A 16,425-nucleotide genomic window follows, 5' to 3' on the forward strand; every position below is an offset into this window, starting at 1 on the left:
CTCACATGAATCAGCCAAAACAAAATACACCTGCTGGTTGCGCTCTCCCGCCTCCAAACGAAATGATCTTAAAATGGGCACAGGAACGCCCTAACGAGGTCTACCTAAGACAAATTATCAATCGAAAGTTTGTCGAGTTCACATACAAAGACGTTGCAGACCAAGCTCTAAGGCTGGTGAGTGCGTTACGAAGCTTAGGCATAGAGCCCGGTGACAAAGTCGCCCTGATCTCCAAAAACTGTGCTGAATGGTTCATCACTGACTTGGCTTTAATGCTTGGTGATTACGTCAGCGTGCCCATTTTCCCTACCGCGGGTGCCGAGACTATCGAGTACTGCTTAACCCATAGTGAAAGTAAGGCACTGATCGTGGGAAAACTGGATGATGCGATGGCTACTACGCAAGTTCTGGATCAACTTAGCGACATTATCAGTATTGCCTTACCGTATGACTCTGCGGCCAAATGCCAGTATCAATATGAAGAGTTAATTGCGGACGTAGAACCAAGTACCGAAAGACCTCAGCACTATGATGATAAGCTCATGTCACTGGTTTATACCTCTGGTACCTCAGGGCTGCCTAAAGGCGCGATGCTCACGTACGGTGCATTTAGTTGGTCAGCGCAGCAACTGATTAACCATATCGGCATTCAAGAAGACGACCGTCTGTTTTCTTATCTTCCATTAGCCCATATCACCGAACGTGTGTATATTTTCGGCTCCTCGATTATGGGAGGTGTTCCAACGGCCTTTCCTGAGTCTCTCGATACCTTTATCGAAGATGTCAAAATGCAGCGCCCTACACTGTTTATCTCCGTACCGAGATTATGGACCTTGTTTCAACAACGTATCCAGGACAAACTGCCACAGAAAAAGCTCAATTTCTTACTGAAGATCCCTTTTGTTAATACGCTGATTAAAAAGAAACTCGCTGATGGACTCGGGTTGGACAAGGCACGCGTACTTGGCTGCGGCTCCGCTCCTGTATCACCCGCGTTATTGGAGTGGTACCACAGTGTAGGGCTAAATATCACCGAAGCTTGGGGGATGACGGAGTCGTTCGCTTATAGCACACTGAACTATCCGTTTAGAGCGGATAAAATAGGAAGCGTGGGTAATGCAGGGCCTGGCGTCGAATTAAAAATCGCAGACGACGATGAGATCATGGTTCGTAGCCAAGGGCTGTTTAACGGTTACTATAAAAATGACATCGCTACTCAGGAATCTTTTGATTCCGAAGGCTGGCTACATACGGGAGACATTGGCGCCATTGACTCCGAAGGCTACCTCACAATTCAAGGCCGTAAAAAAGACACGTTCAAAACCGCCAAGGGTAAATTTGTTTCTCCCGTTCCGATTGAGAAAAAACTCTTTGAATACAGTCGCGTTGAAATGATGTGCTTAATTGGGCTTGGGCTGCCTGCTCCGATTCTTTTGGTCGTACCGCACGATTTTCCTAACTTTGATCGCGCTCGCTATGAACGCACCACAAAGAAAGTGATAGAGAAAATAAATGCCGAGCTAGAGTCTCACGAGCAAATCAAAGGTGTGCTGATGATCAAATATCCTTGGACGATTGAGAATGGTATTTTGACACCAACACTCAAAATCAAACGCCATGTGTTAGAACAGAAGTACCATGAAACCGGACACAATTGGCCAAAAGACAAATTAGTTGTTTGGGAAGAGTGATCGATATCGATGGAGAGCCTTTCGCTCTCCTTTGTTTTTCTCACCATAGCCTTTATGATGCTACTCCAAATCAATCAGGGAAGAAGGCAAAAGAATGGATTCTAGGCTGCACCACTTACCAGGCCTGCGATATTTTGAAGTTGCAGCACGGCTCAATAGTTATAGCCGTGCGGCTGAGGAATTGTTTGTCAGCCAAGCTGCCGTTAGCCAAAAAATTCGCCAGCTTGAAGATGGGTTAGGCTGTAAGTTATTTGTCCGTGAAGGACGAGAAATGCGCTTAACTGAGCAAGGCAAAATTCTTTATAAAAATGTCTCTCTGGGGCTATCTCAGATCGTCACCGGACTTAACCAGATCCAAAGTGAACCCGTCGAGGGCTTGCTTTGCGTCAGTTCTACACCGTCATTCGCTTCTCGCTGGCTACTGCCACGTTTATGGAAGTTCTCCACGCAGCATCCAAACATCCCGATCAGGATCTTAACCAGTTGCGACGCGCCGAATTTAAAACAAGGTGCAGCTGACCTCGCCATTTGGCAAGGTGAAGATCTAGAAGTTAGCGGTATTGAAAAACTCCACAAAGAGTTTCTTTTTGAAGAAACTATCTACCCTTTTTGCTCACCTCACCTCGCACAAGCGATCCATTTAACGAAACCAGAACAGTTGTTAAGCTGCTGGCTTATTCATTATGAATCCGGTGGGTACCCTTGGCAAAGCTGGTTTGCGCAGGCTGGCGTAACAATGAATCGAGAATCGGTACAGTGGATGGAAGTCAGCACTTTCGATCACGCAATGAATGCCGTAATGGCCGGTCACGGTGCTTGTCTCGCATCTGACTCTTTAGCTGCCGACTATATTGAAAGGGGGTTACTCATCAAACCATTCAATATTGGAATGACGCCTGGTATACGCTTCAACCTTATTTATGATGAAGAGTCCCCCCGCAGAAAACGCATTGCCGCTTTTTCCAATTGGCTGCATCAGGAAATCTCTGAGCAAGCTTAACCATCCCAAAAGGTTCTAATACTCTCCTGATGAGCTTGCTCTTGTGTCAAGCCTACATCATCAAGAAGACGATCTGATAAATGAGTCAGGTCTTTTCTCGTCGTGAAATTTCTCCACCATCTTTTCGCTTTAGTTAATATTTTCTTATTCCAAACAAGTGTGTGTGTTAATTTCACTTTGTAACCGAATTCTGAAGTTTCCATTTTCTTTACTCTCTTTGCGTTTGATGAGTAAATAATCGGCTATGATAGGATAAGTCTCAAACGATAGTACCTAACAGTCAGTTAAGGAAAACTTAAGTGAAAGAACGATTGCCCCCTCTACAAGGGTTATACTATTTCTACACAGCAGCAAAGCTTGGCAGCTTTAAGCAGGCAGCGAACGAATTGTTTGTGACTGCGGCGGCGATCAGCCAGCAAATAAGGCAGCTAGAAGAGTTTCTAGGTGCGGATCTGTTTGTACGCCAACACAGAAAAGTGGCGTTAACCCAGGAAGGGACGCTGTTATTCCAGCATGCTCAAAAAGGGTTCGAGCATTTGCATCAAGGGGTCAGGCAAATCAACCAAGACCCAAACCCAAACCAGCTGTCTATTTCTACTTTGCCTTCATTTGCACAGCATTGGCTAGTTCCTCGCATTGGCCATTTTAGAGAGCTCAACCCCGAGCAAGAGTTAATGATTGAGCCCACCAGCGAGCTGGTTGACTTCCAAAACTCTAACCTCGATCTTTGTATCCGCTATGGGCCAGGACACTACCCAAATGTTGAAACAAAGCTCCTGATGGAAGAGTTGCTTTATCCTGTGTGCCACCCTATTTATCAGCAACAACACGGAATTTATGACTTAAGTGATTTAACGGGTGCAGATTTAATTGAGGACTACTGGCGCGATATTGATTGGGGCATCTGGCTACAAAATGTTGGGTACAAGGCTCACAAACCTACCTTAAAATACAATGGTTCACATTTTGTGCTAGAAGGAGCACTCGCGGTACAAGGGGTAGCACTAGCAAAACATACTCTAGCTCAACGGTATATCGAAGAAGGTAAATTAGTGAGGATTGGGAACCTTGCCCAGCGAACAGATTACAATTACTTTCTCTGCGCCCCAAGCGCCTATTTTAAACGCGAGAAGATTCGAAATTTCTGTGAGTGGATATTCAATCAAGTCGAGGGAAGCCGATCGTCTTGTATTCTTGATTGCGAGATCATTGATACACGCAGCCCAAGGTAAACGTCAGCGTTATGTAGCAGCCATAAAAAAGCCCCTGAAGCTTTCACTTCAGAGGCTTTCGAGCTATTGAGTCAACTTAAAGAATTACTTCTTAGCGTTGCGCTCTTTAACTTCTGCGATTACTGTTTCAGCAACGTTTGCTGGACACGCTGAGTAGTGAGAGAACTCCATAGAGAACTGACCACGACCAGATGTCATTGTACGTAGTGAGCCGATGTAACCAAACATTTCTGATAGAGGTACATCACCCTTGATACGTACGCCAGTAGTACCAGCTTGCTGGTCTTTGATCATACCACGACGACGGTTAAGGTCACCGATTACGTCACCAACGTGATCTTCTGGAGTGAACACGTCAACTTTCATGATTGGCTCAAGAAGTTGCGCGCCAGCTTTAGGCATAGATTGACGGAATGCGCCTTTCGCAGCGATTTCGTACGCGATTGCTGATGAGTCAACTGCGTGGAAGCCACCGTCAAATAGCTCAACTTCAACGTCTAGCGTAGGGAAGCCAGCTAGAACACCGTTCTCCATCATACCTTCGAAGCCTTTTTCTACTGCAGGCCAGAATTCTTTAGGTACGTTACCACCAACAACTGATGAAGAGAACTTGAAGCCAGAGTTTGGCTCACCTGGTTTGATACGGTAGTCGATTTTCGCGAACTGACCAGAACCACCAGACTGTTTCTTATGCGTGTAGCTATCTTCAACTGGCTGAGTGATAGTTTCACGGTAAGCTACCTGTGGAGCACCTACTTCTAGCTCAACGCCGTAAGTACGCTTAAGGATATCTACCTTGATGTCTAGGTGAAGTTCACCCATACCTTTCAGGATAGTTTCACCTGAATCTTCATCAGTCTCAACCTGGAATGATGGATCTTCTGCAACCATTTTACCGATCGCGATACCCATTTTCTCAGAACCGCCTTTATCTTTAGGCTTAACAGCGATAGAGATTACTGGTTCTGGGAAGATCATTGGTTCAAGAGTACATTCGTGCTTAGGATCACATAGAGTGTGACCAGTTTGAACGTTCTTCATACCAACTACAGCGATGATGTCACCAGCTTGTGCTGAATCGATCTCGTTACGCTCGTCTGCGTGCATCTCAACCATACGGCCGATACGTTCTGTTTTACCAGTTGCAGAGTTAAGAACAGTATCACCTTTCTTCATCTTACCAGAGTAGATACGGATGAAGGTTAGTGCACCGAAGCGGTCGTCCATGATTTTGAACGCTAGCGCTTTTAGTGGCTCGCTTGCAGATACAGTTGCTACTTCACCAGTTGGTTCACCAGTCTCTGAATCAGTTAGAGGCTGTGGGTCAACTTCTGTCGGAGATGGTAGGTAATCTACTACCGCATCAAGAACAAGCTGGATGCCTTTGTTCTTGTACGCTGAACCACAGTAAGTTGGGAAGAATGCTAGGTCACGTGTACCTTTACGGATACAACGCTTGATGTCTTCTAGAGATGGCTCTTCGCCTTCTTCTAGGTAAGCCATCATTAGATCTTCGTCTTGCTCTAGAGCAGTTTCGATTAGCATCTCACGGTATTCAGCCGCTTTGTCTGCCATATCAGCAGGCACGTCTTGAATTTCGTAGTTTTCTGGAAGACCAGAGTCATCCCATACGTAAGCTTTTTGGCTTAGTACGTCAACAACACCAGAGAAATCATCTTCGATACCGATAGGTAGAGTCATCACTAGTGGAGTAGCGCCTAGTACGTTTTGTACTTGGTCACAAACTTTGTAGAAGTCTGCGCCCATGCGGTCTAGTTTGTTAACGAAGATTAGACGAGATACTTTTGATTCGTCAGCGTAGCGCCAGTTAGTTTCTGACTGAGGCTCAACACCACCAGAACCACAGAATACACCGATACCACCGTCAAGTACTTTTAGAGAACGGTAAACTTCGATAGTGAAGTCAACGTGTCCAGGAGTATCGATGATGTTTAGGCGGTGATCGTTCCAGAAACAAGTTGTTGCTGCAGACTGGATTGTAATACCACGCTCAGCTTCCTGCTCCATGAAGTCAGTAGTTGATTCGCCGTCGTGCGTATCACCCATTTTATGGATTTTACCAGTTAGCTTAAGGATACGCTCTGTAGAGGTAGTTTTACCCGCGTCTACGTGAGCAAAAATACCAATGTTTCTGTATTTTGATAAATCAGTCATTGTCTTACTCTGTTAATAAGGTATAAAGTGCGCGCAGAGTATATCACATTCTGTCAATACTGATACCCTTGCGTGCGGTTGCGCTAAAAAAAACTTGCCTCACCAATACTAGCAGTAAATATTCTAGTTTCCTGTGATTTTTTATTGCCTATTTTAGCTTTGTGCCAATAAAAAATGCTGTTTACTAGAAAGTAAACAGCACCGAATTGGAGCTATCAGTTATCACCCTTTATCTTGGGCAGATCTCTGACTCAGGAAAGAAGAATTCAATTTCACGGGCTGCCGATTCAGGGCTATCAGAACCATGAACAGAGTTGTGACGCATGCTTAGTGCATAATCAGCGCGAATCGTACCACATGCTGCTTGTTCTGGGTTGGTTTTTCCCATCAGTTCACGATAACGAGCAATCGCATTTTCACCTTCAAGTACCTGCACCATAATCGGTCCAGATGTCATGAATTCTTTCAGTGGTGGGAAAAACTCTTTGCCTTCATGTTCTGCGTAAAAGCCACTAGCTTGGTCGTCTGTTAAGCGAACCATTTTAGCTGCGATAATACTAAGGCCTGCTTTTTCAATACGGTTATAAATTTCGCCAATAAGGTTACGTTCTACTGCGTCAGGCTTAATGATCGAAAAAGTTCTTTCTAGAGCCATAGGGTGTCCTTTCTCTTGTATTAATTATTGAAAGAGGCCTTTCGGCCTCGAATTATTAGATTATTTTTGAGCTTGATCCAACAGTACACGAGCTAGTGTACGAACACCAACACCTGTCGCACCTGCCGCCCATTTATCTGCCGGTGTTTTGCGGTATGTCGCAGCACAATCGAAGTGTAACCAGCCTTTTTTGTAGTCTTCAACAAAGTAAGACAGGAATGCCGCAGCCGTGCTAGCACCAGGTGAGTAGTCACCACTACCGATATTTGCCAGATCAGCGAAGCTCGAAGGCAGCATACCGCGGTGGAAATCTGCCAGAGGTAGCGGCCATAGGCCTTCTTTCTCTTCACGTGCAGAGTTCAGTGCTTGATGTGCTAACTCATCATCAAAACTCATCAGTGCGTGATAGTCATTACCCAGCGCATTTTTCGCTGCACCTGTCAGTGTTGCGCAGTCAATGATAAGTTCCGGTTTTTGCTCACTCGCGTAAATTAGACCATCAGCCAGCACTAAACGGCCTTCCGCGTCTGTATTTAAAATTTCTACGGTCTTACCGTTTTTGTAGGTGATGACGTCGCCCAGCTTAAGCGCTCGGCCAGAAATCATGTTTTCTGCACAGCATAAGATCAGTTTCACGCGCTTGTTCAAACCGCGCATGATCGCAAGACCTAAACCACCAGTAACAGTACCAGAGCCGCCCATGTCAGCTTTCATCGCAGCCATAAAACCAGAAGGTTTGATACTGTAGCCACCAGAGTCAAATGTGATGCCTTTACCAACCAAACACGCGTAAACTGGTGCGTTTTCATCACCCGTTGGGTTGAAGTCTAGCTGCAACATTGCCGAAGTACGCTCCGAACCACGACCTACGGCATAAATGCCTTCCCAACCTTCCGAAAGAAGATCTTTATCTTTCACAATACGCGCTGTCACTGTGCCTTCTGGCGCGACCGACTTGATAAATTCAGCCGCCATTGTTGCCAGTTGGCGAGGCGCAACTTCTTCCGCTGATTTGTTGATAATGTCGCGAGTAAACTCTGTCGCTTTAATACGCGCTTCAAGCTCTGCCTGGTCTGCTTCAGCTAGAGGTTGCCAAACAAGTTGATTCTTTTTCTTTGGATCACGGTAGCCTTGGTGGAACGCCCAAACGCTTTCTAAATCCCAACCTTCGCCTTCTAGAGAGGCAAAAGACACGCCTTGCGCTTCTAGTTTTCGAGATGCACGCTGGATAGCACCTAAATCATGGCCTTCACCCAAGTGAACCGTTGCGCCTTTTTCTGAGAAAGAAAGAATGGCTTTTTCACCCCACTGAGGAGAGGCGGGTTCTTGACTAATAAATACTGACATCTGTGTAGACATGGTTTCTCCTTGTCTTAAGCGGCGCTGCCTACGCCTTATTCTATAAACGTCAGAATGTTAGCATTTTGTACGATGAAATTGTCAAGTTGATCAAAAAACGGACCCTTAGGTCCGTTATTTTTAGTAAATTTTGTTAACTGCGATGGTTTTTAGCAGAGCAAACTAGTCCATTTCATCCATCCAGCATAAAATCACTGCTTCTAGGATTTTTTCGTTAGATCGGTTCGGCTCGTCATCAAACTCTTCTAGATCAAGGATCCATTGATGCAAATCGGTAAAACGAACGTTTTTTGGATCGACTTCTGGAAACTTATCACACAGTTCAATAGCGATATCTCTTGAATCTGTCCATTTCATTGCTCACCTTCCTTTTTAATTATTGCGATTTTTCATCGAATACCACAGCTTACGCCACTATTTAATTAGTGATCTTCTGAAGCGAGGTTTAGCGTGTATTTCGGGATCTCAACAACCAAATCTTCATCAGCGATTTTAGCTTGGCAACCTAAACGAGACTCAGGCTCAAGACCCCAGGCTTTATCCAGCATGTCATCTTCCATCTCGTCGCTCTCTTCAAGGGAGTCGAAGCCTTCACGAATAACCACGTGACAAGTTGTACAAGCACATGATTTTTCACAAGCGTGCTCAATACCAATACCGTTTTTAAGCGCTACATCAAGAACCGTTTCACCGGAATTCGCCTCTAGGACAGCGCCTTCAGGGCAAAGCTCTTCATGCGGTAATACAATAATCTTAGGCATAACTTCTTATCTCTTAAATATCATCTACTGATTGACCTGACAGAGCAGCTCGAATCGATTTATCCATACGACGTGATGCAAATTCCTGACTCGCTTTGTCAGTATCTTTGATACCTTGTTCTATCGCGTCTGCATCTTCACCGTTGCGTAGCTCAATTAAAGACTCAATAGCTTTAACCAGAGCTTGCTTTTCTTGTTCAGACAGCAACTCATCGCCATCTTCCTGCATTGCTACAAGCAACCCTTCAATAACACGGTCAGCTTCAATACGTTGCTCAGCTAACGCACGGGCCAACATATCATCTTTGGCGTGATCCATAGAATCACGCAGCATGTTCGCCACTTCATCATCGCTCAGGCCGTAAGAAGGTTTCACCTGAATTTCAGACTGTACGCCAGTGCTCTTTTCCATCGCTGTTACGGACAATAATCCATCCGCATCCACTTGGTAAGTCACTCGAATATGAGCCGCACCTGCAGCCATTGGTGGAATGCCTTTCAATGAGAAGCGTGCTAGTGAACGACAATCATCGACCATCTCACGCTCGCCCTGAACGATGTGAACACTCATCGCGGTCTGGCCATCTTTAAAGGTGGTGAACTCTTGCGCGCGAGCCACAGGAATAGTGGTATTACGAGGAATGATCTTCTCTACCAATCCACCCATAGTCTCGATGCCTAAAGACAGCGGAATAACATCCAGTAGTAACATTTCTGAATCAGGCTTATTACCCGCTAGGATATCAGCTTGAATGCCTGCACCAATCGCGACAACTTCATCTGGGTTAATGCTGGTTAGCGGTGTTCGGCCAAAGAAATCACCGACCATTTCTCGCACAAGACGGGTACGAGTCGAGCCACCGACCATAACCACTTCAAGCACTTCTTCACCGTCTACGTCTGAATCTTTCAAAGCACGGCGGCAAGACATCAGTGTCTTTTTAACTAATGGTCGAATCAGATCTTCAAACTCGTCGCGAGTCACACTGCCTTGCCAACCAAGAACATTAACGTCAACGACTTCTTTTTCGGAGAAGGCTATCTTGGTTTCCGTTGCTACATTAAGCAACATACGGTGCTGCTCTGCACTCAATTGGCTAGACAGTCCCGCCTTTTCGATTAGATGATCAGCCAGTAGGTGATCAAAATCATCGCCACCAAGAGCAGAGTCGCCGCCAGTCGCTAATACTTCAAAGACACCTTTCGACAAACGAAGGATAGAAATATCAAATGTCCCACCACCTAAATCATAAACGGCGATAACACCTTCTTGACCCGAATCTAAACCGTAAGCGATTGCAGCGGCTGTTGGCTCATTGAGCAAGCGCAGTACATGCAAACCCGCAAGTTTAGCCGCATCTTTTGTGCCTGCGCGCTGTGCATCGTCAAAATACGCAGGAACTGTGATAACTACACCAGAAAGCTCACCACCTAATGCATCTTCAGCTCGTTTGTTCAGAGACTTTAGGATATCCGCAGAGACTTCGATAGGATTCTTATCGCCTGAAGCTGTTTGCAATACCGGAAGACCGTTATCGCTAGATTTAAACTGGTAAGGGAGGTTGGGATAACGAGATTGAATGTCGTCTAAAGAGCGACCGATCAGACGTTTTACCGAAATGATGGTATTTTTCGGGTCAAGTTCCGCTTTCGCTTTCGCATCATAGCCGACTTCTTTAGCATCATCAGAGTAATGCACTATTGAAGGTAAGATGCTGCGACCTTGTTCATCTTGCAAAGTTGTGGCACTGCCGCTTCGAACAGCAGCAACCAATGAGTTGGTTGTGCCTAGATCGATACCTGCCGCCAGTTTATGCTCATGTGGTGCCGAGCTTTGACCCGGTTCTGCAATTTGAAGTAACGCCATGATTGGTCCTTGTTATTCGCTAGCCAAGTAGTTTGTCTTCGGCCAGTTCAATTTCATGTTTTAATTTGGCTATAAATTTCAGCTTACGCACGCGGTTTGCTGCTTGATCCCAAAGGTTATTATTAAGTTCTTCTTCTACAGACTGCATGTGCTGTTTGTACATTTTGCTGACTTTACTATCAAAATCAAACAGTGCACTTTCAGGATCTGAACTGCCTGGGATCTCTTCTAACTCTTCGCGTAACTCCATTTGCTCCATCAAGAACATAGGATCTTGCATCGTCTGCTGCTCTGAGCGTATATCCACCCCATTTTCGGCTAACATGTATTCAGCACGTGAAATTGGGTTCTTAAGCACCTGATAAGCATCATTAATTTCAGACGCTTTCTGCACAGCCATCAGACGATCACGCTCTGAGCCGCTCGCAAAGTTATCAGGATGGAAACGCTTTTGAAGTTCACGGAATTGTGAAGAAAGAAGGCTACCATCCAGATTAAACTGACTTGGTAGCCCAAATAATTCAAAGTAATTCATGGAGAATTCGGTCCTTGGTAATCAACCTGCGAATAGTGGCTACTCGCAGGTGCTATCAATTAAACGTTGAAGCTCTCACCACAACCACATTCACTTTTCGCATTTGGGTTGTTGAACTCAAAGCCTTCGTTCAACCCTTGCTTAACGTAATCGAGTTCTGTGCCATCGAGATACACTAGGCTTTTCTTATCAATAATGATTTTTACGCCTGAGAAATCAAACACTTCGTCTTCTTCATTAAGGTCATCAACGAACTCAAGGACGTAAGCCATGCCAGAACAACCAGTCGTTTTCACACCCAAGCGCAAACCGATACCTTTTCCACGGTTTTCTAAGTATGTTTTTACGCGACTTGCCGCGTTTTCTGTCATTGTGATGGCCATACTGCACCTTAGTTTGTTTAATTAGCGAATGGAATGGGAGTACTGAACTCCCATTATATACAGATTACTTATTCTTGGTGTTTTTTCTTGTAATCAGCTACAGCTGCTTTGATTGCATCTTCCGCAAGAATTGAACAGTGAACTTTCACTGGAGGCAATTCTAGTTCCTCTGCAATTTCAGCATTTTTGATTGCTGCTGCTTCATCAACACTCTTACCTTTAACCCATTCAGTTACTAGTGAGCTTGATGCGATTGCACTACCACAGCCGTAAGTTTTAAATTTCGCATCTTCGATAATACCTTCTGGTGTTACCTTGATTTGAAGTTTCATTACGTCGCCACAAGCTGGAGCGCCAACCATGCCGCTACCTACCGATGGGTCTTCTTTGTCAAATGAACCTACGTTACGTGGGTTCTCGTAGTGATCAATTACTTTTTCGCTGTATGCCATAATATTTTACCTCGAATCCTCTATTAAATTCCTTAGAAACAACCGCTTAGATTAGTGGTGTGCCCACTCAACTGTGCTCAGGTCGATTCCTTCCTTGTACATATCCCATAGAGGAGACATGTCACGTAGTTTATTAACCGCTACGCGTACTTGTTCAATTACGTAGTCAATTTCTTCTTCTGTTGTAAAACGACCGAATGAGAAACGGATTGAGCTATGAGCCAATTCATCATCCAAGCCAAGTGCACGAAGAACATATGAAGGCTCTAGACTTGCAGATGTACATGCACTACCAGAAGAAACTGCTAGGTCTTTTAGTGACATCAGTAGAGATTCACCCTCTACGAATGCAAAACTGATATTTAGATTTTGTGGGACACGCTGCTCTAGGTCACCGTTGATCGTTACCGCTTCAAGATCTTTAACACCATCAAGTAGACGGTTACGCAGTGCCAATGCGTGGTCGTGATCTTTCTGCATCTCTTCTTTCGCGATGCGGAACGCTTCACCCATACCCACAATTTGGTGAGTTGCTAGTGTGCCTGAACGGAAACCACGCTCATGACCACCACCGTGCATTTGTGCTTCAAGACGGATACGAGGCTTACGACGAACGTAAAGTGCGCCAATACCCTTAGGGCCGTATACTTTGTGCGCCGACAGTGAGATAAGATCTACTTTCATCTCTTGCACGTCGATTGGCAATTTACCTGCTGATTGAGCAGCGTCTACGTGGAAGATAATTTTACGTTCACGGCACAGTTCACCGATAGATGCGATATCTTGGATTACACCAATTTCGTTGTTTACGTGCATGATGGACACAAGAACTGTATCTTCGCGCATCGCAGCTTCAAGCTTTTTAAGATCGATGATACCGTTTGCTTCTGGCTCTAGATAAGTGACTTCAAAACCTTCACGCTCTAGCTGACGGCATGGGTCCAGAACTGCTTTGTGTTCTGTTTTACAAGTAATGATGTGCTTACCTTTCTTTGAATAGAAATGAGCCGCACCTTTAATTGCAAGGTTGTCAGATTCTGTTGCGCCAGACGTAAACACGATTTCACGTGGATCTGCATTTAGTAGATCAGCAATTTGCTCACGCGCAGTGTCTACTGCTTCTTCTGCCTGCCAGCCGTAACGATGTGAACGTGATGCTGGGTTACCGAATGTGCCGTCCATAGTCATGTACTGAACCATCTTTTCAGCTACACGAGGATCAACAGGACAGGTCGCTGAATAATCTAAATAAATAGGCAGTTTCATTCTCTACTCCAATGTAACAGGCAGACCGCTTAAGAGCGGACGTTTACACCGATGGGTGCGGTGCTTGTATTCTTGTTCGTAAACCCATGGTTTACCGCAAGATCAATATCTTGGCGGTCTGAAATTTCTAGTACTTCATTGTCAGTCATCAACTCACCAAGAGTGATGTTATTCAGGAAGTCACTAATACGTGAGCTTAAGTCACGCCATAATGTGTGTGTTAGGCAACGAGAGCCACCTTGGCAATCTCCTTTACCATTACACTTGGTTGCATCTACAGACTCATCTACCGCCGCAATTACTGTACCAATAGCAATGGTATGTGCTTCTGCACCTAGACGATAACCACCGCCTGGTCCACGTACACTTGCAACTAAGCCAGCTTTACGCAATTTCGAAAAAAGCTGCTCAAGGTAAGACAAAGAAATACCTTGGCGCTCTGAGATATCAGCCAACGGTACTGGGCTTTTCTGTGAATGCAGAGCCACATCTAACATGGCTGTCACTGCGTATCTTCCTTTAGATGTAAGTCTCATATAACACCATATCCACATCGTTTATGTGGTATGAAGTTTTTCATACTTGAGTAAAATGGTCAAGTATTTAATTGACTAAATTAGTCAGGTATTCATCCTTACAAAAAGTATGGCTCTATTTGCTAGAGATACGCTTTTCGATTGAACTCAAAACACCACGCAGAATATTTAACTCTTGCGATTCAGGGCGAGCGCGGTGGAATAAACGTCGTAGTTTATTCATCACTTGGCCCGGTTGTTCACGGTTAATAAACTGCGTATCAATTGCCACTTTTTCAAGGTGTTCAAAGAACATTTCCAATTCTTTATGTCTCGGATACACACTTTCTTCTTCAACTGTGTATTGGCTGTGCTGACGCTCTAGATAAGCCATGCGAATTTCATAGCTTAGTGTCTGAACTGCCATGGCTAGGTTCAAAGAGCTGTAATCAGGGTTCGCAGGAATACAAACGTGGTAATGACAAGTTTGCAGCTCTTCATTTGTCAGGCCAGTACGCTCGCGGCCAAACACTAAAGCCACCGGGGAGCTTTGCCCTTCTGATACAAATTTTTGGCCGCACTCTCTAGGCTCTAACATAGGCCACTCTAGAGTGCGAGAACGTGCGCTTGAACCAACAACTAAGCTGCAATCGGCTACAGCTTCATTCAGAGTCTTAACAATAATGGCGTTTTCTGCGATGTCAGCAGCACCAGCCGCTAACGCAAGAGTCTGTTCATCAACTTCACATTGTGGATCGACAAGTACCAGATTCGTTAGTCCCATCACTTTCATTGCCCTTGCTGCTGAGCCTATATTTCCTGAGTGTGAGGTACCAACTAGTACGACCTTTACATTGTTTAGCATTGATGATTTCCAAGACAAAAAATGAGCTGCAAGATATTACCATATACCTGAGTAAAATGGTCAGGTCCTTACTACTAATAAAATTAAAAGTTCAAAAAACCACCACTTCCATTTAGGGATTAATCTGTTATACTGCCGCCCGTTTTTCTGTTCTTTAACATCCGTTGGGAAATTAGTATGCATCCAATGCTTAATATCGCTATTCGTGCTGCACGAAAAGCTGGCAACCATATTGCTAAATCTTTAGAAAATGTTGAGAAGATCGAATCTACTCAAAAAGGCACGAACGACTTTGTTACTAATGTAGACAAAGAAGCAGAAGCTATCATCATTGACACTATTAAAGCCTCATACCCTGAGCACTGCATTATTGCAGAGGAAAATGGTGTTATTGAAGGTAAAGATAAAGAAGTACAATGGATCATCGACCCACTGGATGGCACAACAAACTTTGTAAAAGGTTTGCCTCACTTCTCTGTATCTATCGCGGTTCGCTTTAAAGGTAAAACCGAAGTAGCTTGTGTATACGACCCTATGCAGAACGAGCTCTTCACAGCACAGCGTGGTTCTGGCGCTCAACTAAACAACGCTCGTATTCGCGTGAAGCAACTTAAAGATCTTCAAGGTACTGTTTTAGCGACAGGTTTCCCATTCAAGCAGAAGCAACACTCTGAGTCTTACTTCAAGATCATGTCTTCACTATTCGTTGACTGCTCTGACTTCCGTCGTACAGGTTCTGCAGCACTGGACCTATGCTACGTTGCAGCAGGCCGTGTAGATGGTTACTTCGAACTAGGTCTTAAGCCTTGGGATATCGCTGCTGGTGAGCTGATTGCACGTGAAGCTGGTGCTATCATTACTGACTTTGCAGGCGGTACTGATTACATGAAATCTGGCAACGTTGTAGCCTCTAGTGCTCGCGGCGTTAAAAGCATGCTTAAGCACATCCGTGAAAACGGTAACGAAGCAATGCTTAAATAATCTAGCTCCGTCACAGCTGAATAGCCCACTCTTCGAGTGGGCTTTTTTTGTATCTAAATAACTACGGCCTAATTGCAAACATTAATAACTCCACCAGTCACAGAGTTCTCGACTAAGCTTTGAAGCGTTCTGATCCTAACTCAGAAAATCGCTAGGGCCTTCAAGCAAAACTAGTCATAAACGACTATAGGTAAACGGGAAACATTCTGTATAGAGAAGTAGAGAACATTAGATATAGATGAGATTTGAAGCGAATAAAAGAAAACACTTCCGAGGATAGACTGGTGATGGAGCCAGTATTTTGGGAAAACCTTTGTCAATGAGGTTGGTGTGAAATTTGAAGGCTATAATAGTGACATAGCGATGTAATTAAACTAAGACGCCTCCAACCTACAAAAGCCTTCCTTTCGACTGAGGCTTTATATATGGCTGGGTGGACCGAGTTGGCAATCCAGAGATTCAAAGCTTCGCCTCAATACTCACTGTTTTTTGGTAAGTCGGGTAATCCGCAGCTCTGCTAATTAAAATTTGAAACCTCATGAAATGAAAAAGGCTCTAGTCTTTCGACTAGAGCCTTAAATATGGCAGGGGTGGAGAGATTCGAACTCCCAACACGCGGATTTGGAATCCGCTGCTCTGCCAATTGGAGCTACACCCCTGTAGTTCGTGTTTAGTGAGACGACTCTCG

The 16,425-nt window shown here is 44.7% G+C and carries 17 protein-coding genes and 1 tRNA gene; 4 read left to right on the top strand and 14 right to left on the bottom strand.

What is annotated here, in order from left to right; translation table 11 throughout:
* Window positions 1-5: 5 nt before the first annotated feature.
* Together VNE01S_RS07935 and VNE01S_RS07940 are read left to right on the top strand one after the other, a co-directional pair.
* Window positions 6-1,691, top strand: a complete 1,686-nt coding sequence (locus VNE01S_RS07935; protein WP_053395335.1) for an AMP-binding protein — start codon at window positions 6-8, stop codon at window positions 1,689-1,691.
* Window positions 1,692-1,785: 94 nt separating this feature from the next.
* A complete protein-coding gene (locus tag VNE01S_RS07940) occupies window positions 1,786-2,691 on the top strand; it encodes a LysR substrate-binding domain-containing protein (RefSeq protein WP_053395336.1) in 906 nt (301 codons plus the stop codon).
* On the opposite strand, the gene VNE01S_RS07945 is transcribed toward VNE01S_RS07940, so the two are convergent.
* The gene (locus tag VNE01S_RS07945; protein WP_053395337.1) at window positions 2,688-2,894 is read right to left on the bottom strand and encodes a DUF1127 domain-containing protein; all 207 of its coding nucleotides are present in this window, start codon (window positions 2,892-2,894) and stop codon (window positions 2,688-2,690) included. The two genes, VNE01S_RS07940 and VNE01S_RS07945, sit on opposite strands and share 4 nt — an antisense overlap.
* A gap of 96 nt (window positions 2,895-2,990) precedes the next feature.
* Here VNE01S_RS07945 and VNE01S_RS07950 point away from each other — a divergent pair, with 96 nt between their 5' ends.
* A complete protein-coding gene (locus VNE01S_RS07950; RefSeq protein ID WP_053395338.1) occupies window positions 2,991-3,923 on the top strand; it encodes a LysR substrate-binding domain-containing protein in 933 nt (310 codons plus the stop codon).
* Between the two features lie 84 nt (window positions 3,924-4,007).
* On the opposite strand, the gene fusA is transcribed toward VNE01S_RS07950, so the two are convergent.
* The 12 genes from fusA to trmJ form a co-directional block, all read right to left on the bottom strand.
* Entirely contained in the window at window positions 4,008-6,098 is a 2,091-nt protein-coding gene (fusA, locus tag VNE01S_RS07955) for an elongation factor G (protein WP_053395339.1), read from the bottom strand.
* A gap of 229 nt (window positions 6,099-6,327) precedes the next feature.
* Window positions 6,328-6,753, bottom strand: a complete 426-nt coding sequence (gene ndk / locus VNE01S_RS07960) for a nucleoside-diphosphate kinase (protein WP_053395340.1) — start codon at window positions 6,751-6,753, stop codon at window positions 6,328-6,330.
* Between the two features lie 60 nt (window positions 6,754-6,813).
* On the bottom strand, window positions 6,814-8,112 hold the full coding sequence (gene pepB / locus VNE01S_RS07965; protein ID WP_053395341.1) for an aminopeptidase PepB: 1,299 nt from the start codon (window positions 8,110-8,112) through the stop codon (window positions 6,814-6,816).
* A gap of 162 nt (window positions 8,113-8,274) precedes the next feature.
* The gene (iscX, locus tag VNE01S_RS07970) at window positions 8,275-8,469 is read right to left on the bottom strand and encodes a Fe-S cluster assembly protein IscX (protein ID WP_053395342.1); all 195 of its coding nucleotides are present in this window, start codon (window positions 8,467-8,469) and stop codon (window positions 8,275-8,277) included.
* Between the two features lie 65 nt (window positions 8,470-8,534).
* Window positions 8,535-8,873 carry an ISC system 2Fe-2S type ferredoxin gene (gene fdx / locus VNE01S_RS07975; RefSeq protein WP_053395343.1) on the bottom strand — a complete coding sequence of 113 codons (339 nt, stop codon included), beginning with the start codon at window positions 8,871-8,873 and terminating at the stop codon, window positions 8,535-8,537.
* Between the two features lie 13 nt (window positions 8,874-8,886).
* A complete protein-coding gene (gene hscA / locus VNE01S_RS07980) occupies window positions 8,887-10,740 on the bottom strand; it encodes a Fe-S protein assembly chaperone HscA (RefSeq protein ID WP_053395344.1) in 1,854 nt (617 codons plus the stop codon).
* Window positions 10,741-10,759: 19 nt separating this feature from the next.
* Window positions 10,760-11,275, bottom strand: a complete 516-nt coding sequence (hscB, locus tag VNE01S_RS07985) for a co-chaperone HscB (RefSeq protein WP_053395345.1) — start codon at window positions 11,273-11,275, stop codon at window positions 10,760-10,762.
* 59 nt (window positions 11,276-11,334) lie between these two features.
* Complete coding sequence (gene iscA, locus VNE01S_RS07990; RefSeq protein WP_053395346.1) at window positions 11,335-11,658, bottom strand: iron-sulfur cluster assembly protein IscA; 324 nt, start codon at window positions 11,656-11,658, stop codon at window positions 11,335-11,337.
* A 68-nt stretch (window positions 11,659-11,726) separates the two neighbouring features.
* Window positions 11,727-12,110: a Fe-S cluster assembly scaffold IscU gene (iscU, locus tag VNE01S_RS07995; protein ID WP_053395347.1), complete on the bottom strand. Its 384-nt coding sequence runs from the start codon at window positions 12,108-12,110 to the stop codon at window positions 11,727-11,729.
* Window positions 12,111-12,161: 51 nt separating this feature from the next.
* Entirely contained in the window at window positions 12,162-13,376 is a 1,215-nt protein-coding gene (locus tag VNE01S_RS08000; protein ID WP_053395348.1) for an IscS subfamily cysteine desulfurase, read from the bottom strand.
* 29 nt (window positions 13,377-13,405) lie between these two features.
* Window positions 13,406-13,912, bottom strand: a complete 507-nt coding sequence (iscR, locus tag VNE01S_RS08005) for a Fe-S cluster assembly transcriptional regulator IscR (RefSeq protein WP_053395349.1) — start codon at window positions 13,910-13,912, stop codon at window positions 13,406-13,408.
* 115 nt (window positions 13,913-14,027) lie between these two features.
* Entirely contained in the window at window positions 14,028-14,756 is a 729-nt protein-coding gene (gene trmJ / locus VNE01S_RS08010; protein WP_053395350.1) for a tRNA (cytosine(32)/uridine(32)-2'-O)-methyltransferase TrmJ, read from the bottom strand.
* A 177-nt stretch (window positions 14,757-14,933) separates the two neighbouring features.
* On the opposite strand from trmJ, the gene suhB reads away from it, so the two are divergent.
* Window positions 14,934-15,737, top strand: a complete 804-nt coding sequence (suhB, locus tag VNE01S_RS08015; RefSeq protein ID WP_053395351.1) for an inositol-1-monophosphatase — start codon at window positions 14,934-14,936, stop codon at window positions 15,735-15,737.
* Window positions 15,738-16,319: 582 nt separating this feature from the next.
* Here the strand turns inward: suhB and VNE01S_RS08020 are convergent.
* Window positions 16,320-16,396: transfer RNA gene (locus VNE01S_RS08020), tRNA-Trp, on the bottom strand.
* Window positions 16,397-16,425 lie beyond the last annotated feature (29 nt).

The organism is Vibrio nereis NBRC 15637 (genome assembly GCF_001591105.1).
GTDB lineage: Bacteria > Pseudomonadota > Gammaproteobacteria > Enterobacterales > Vibrionaceae > Vibrio > Vibrio nereis.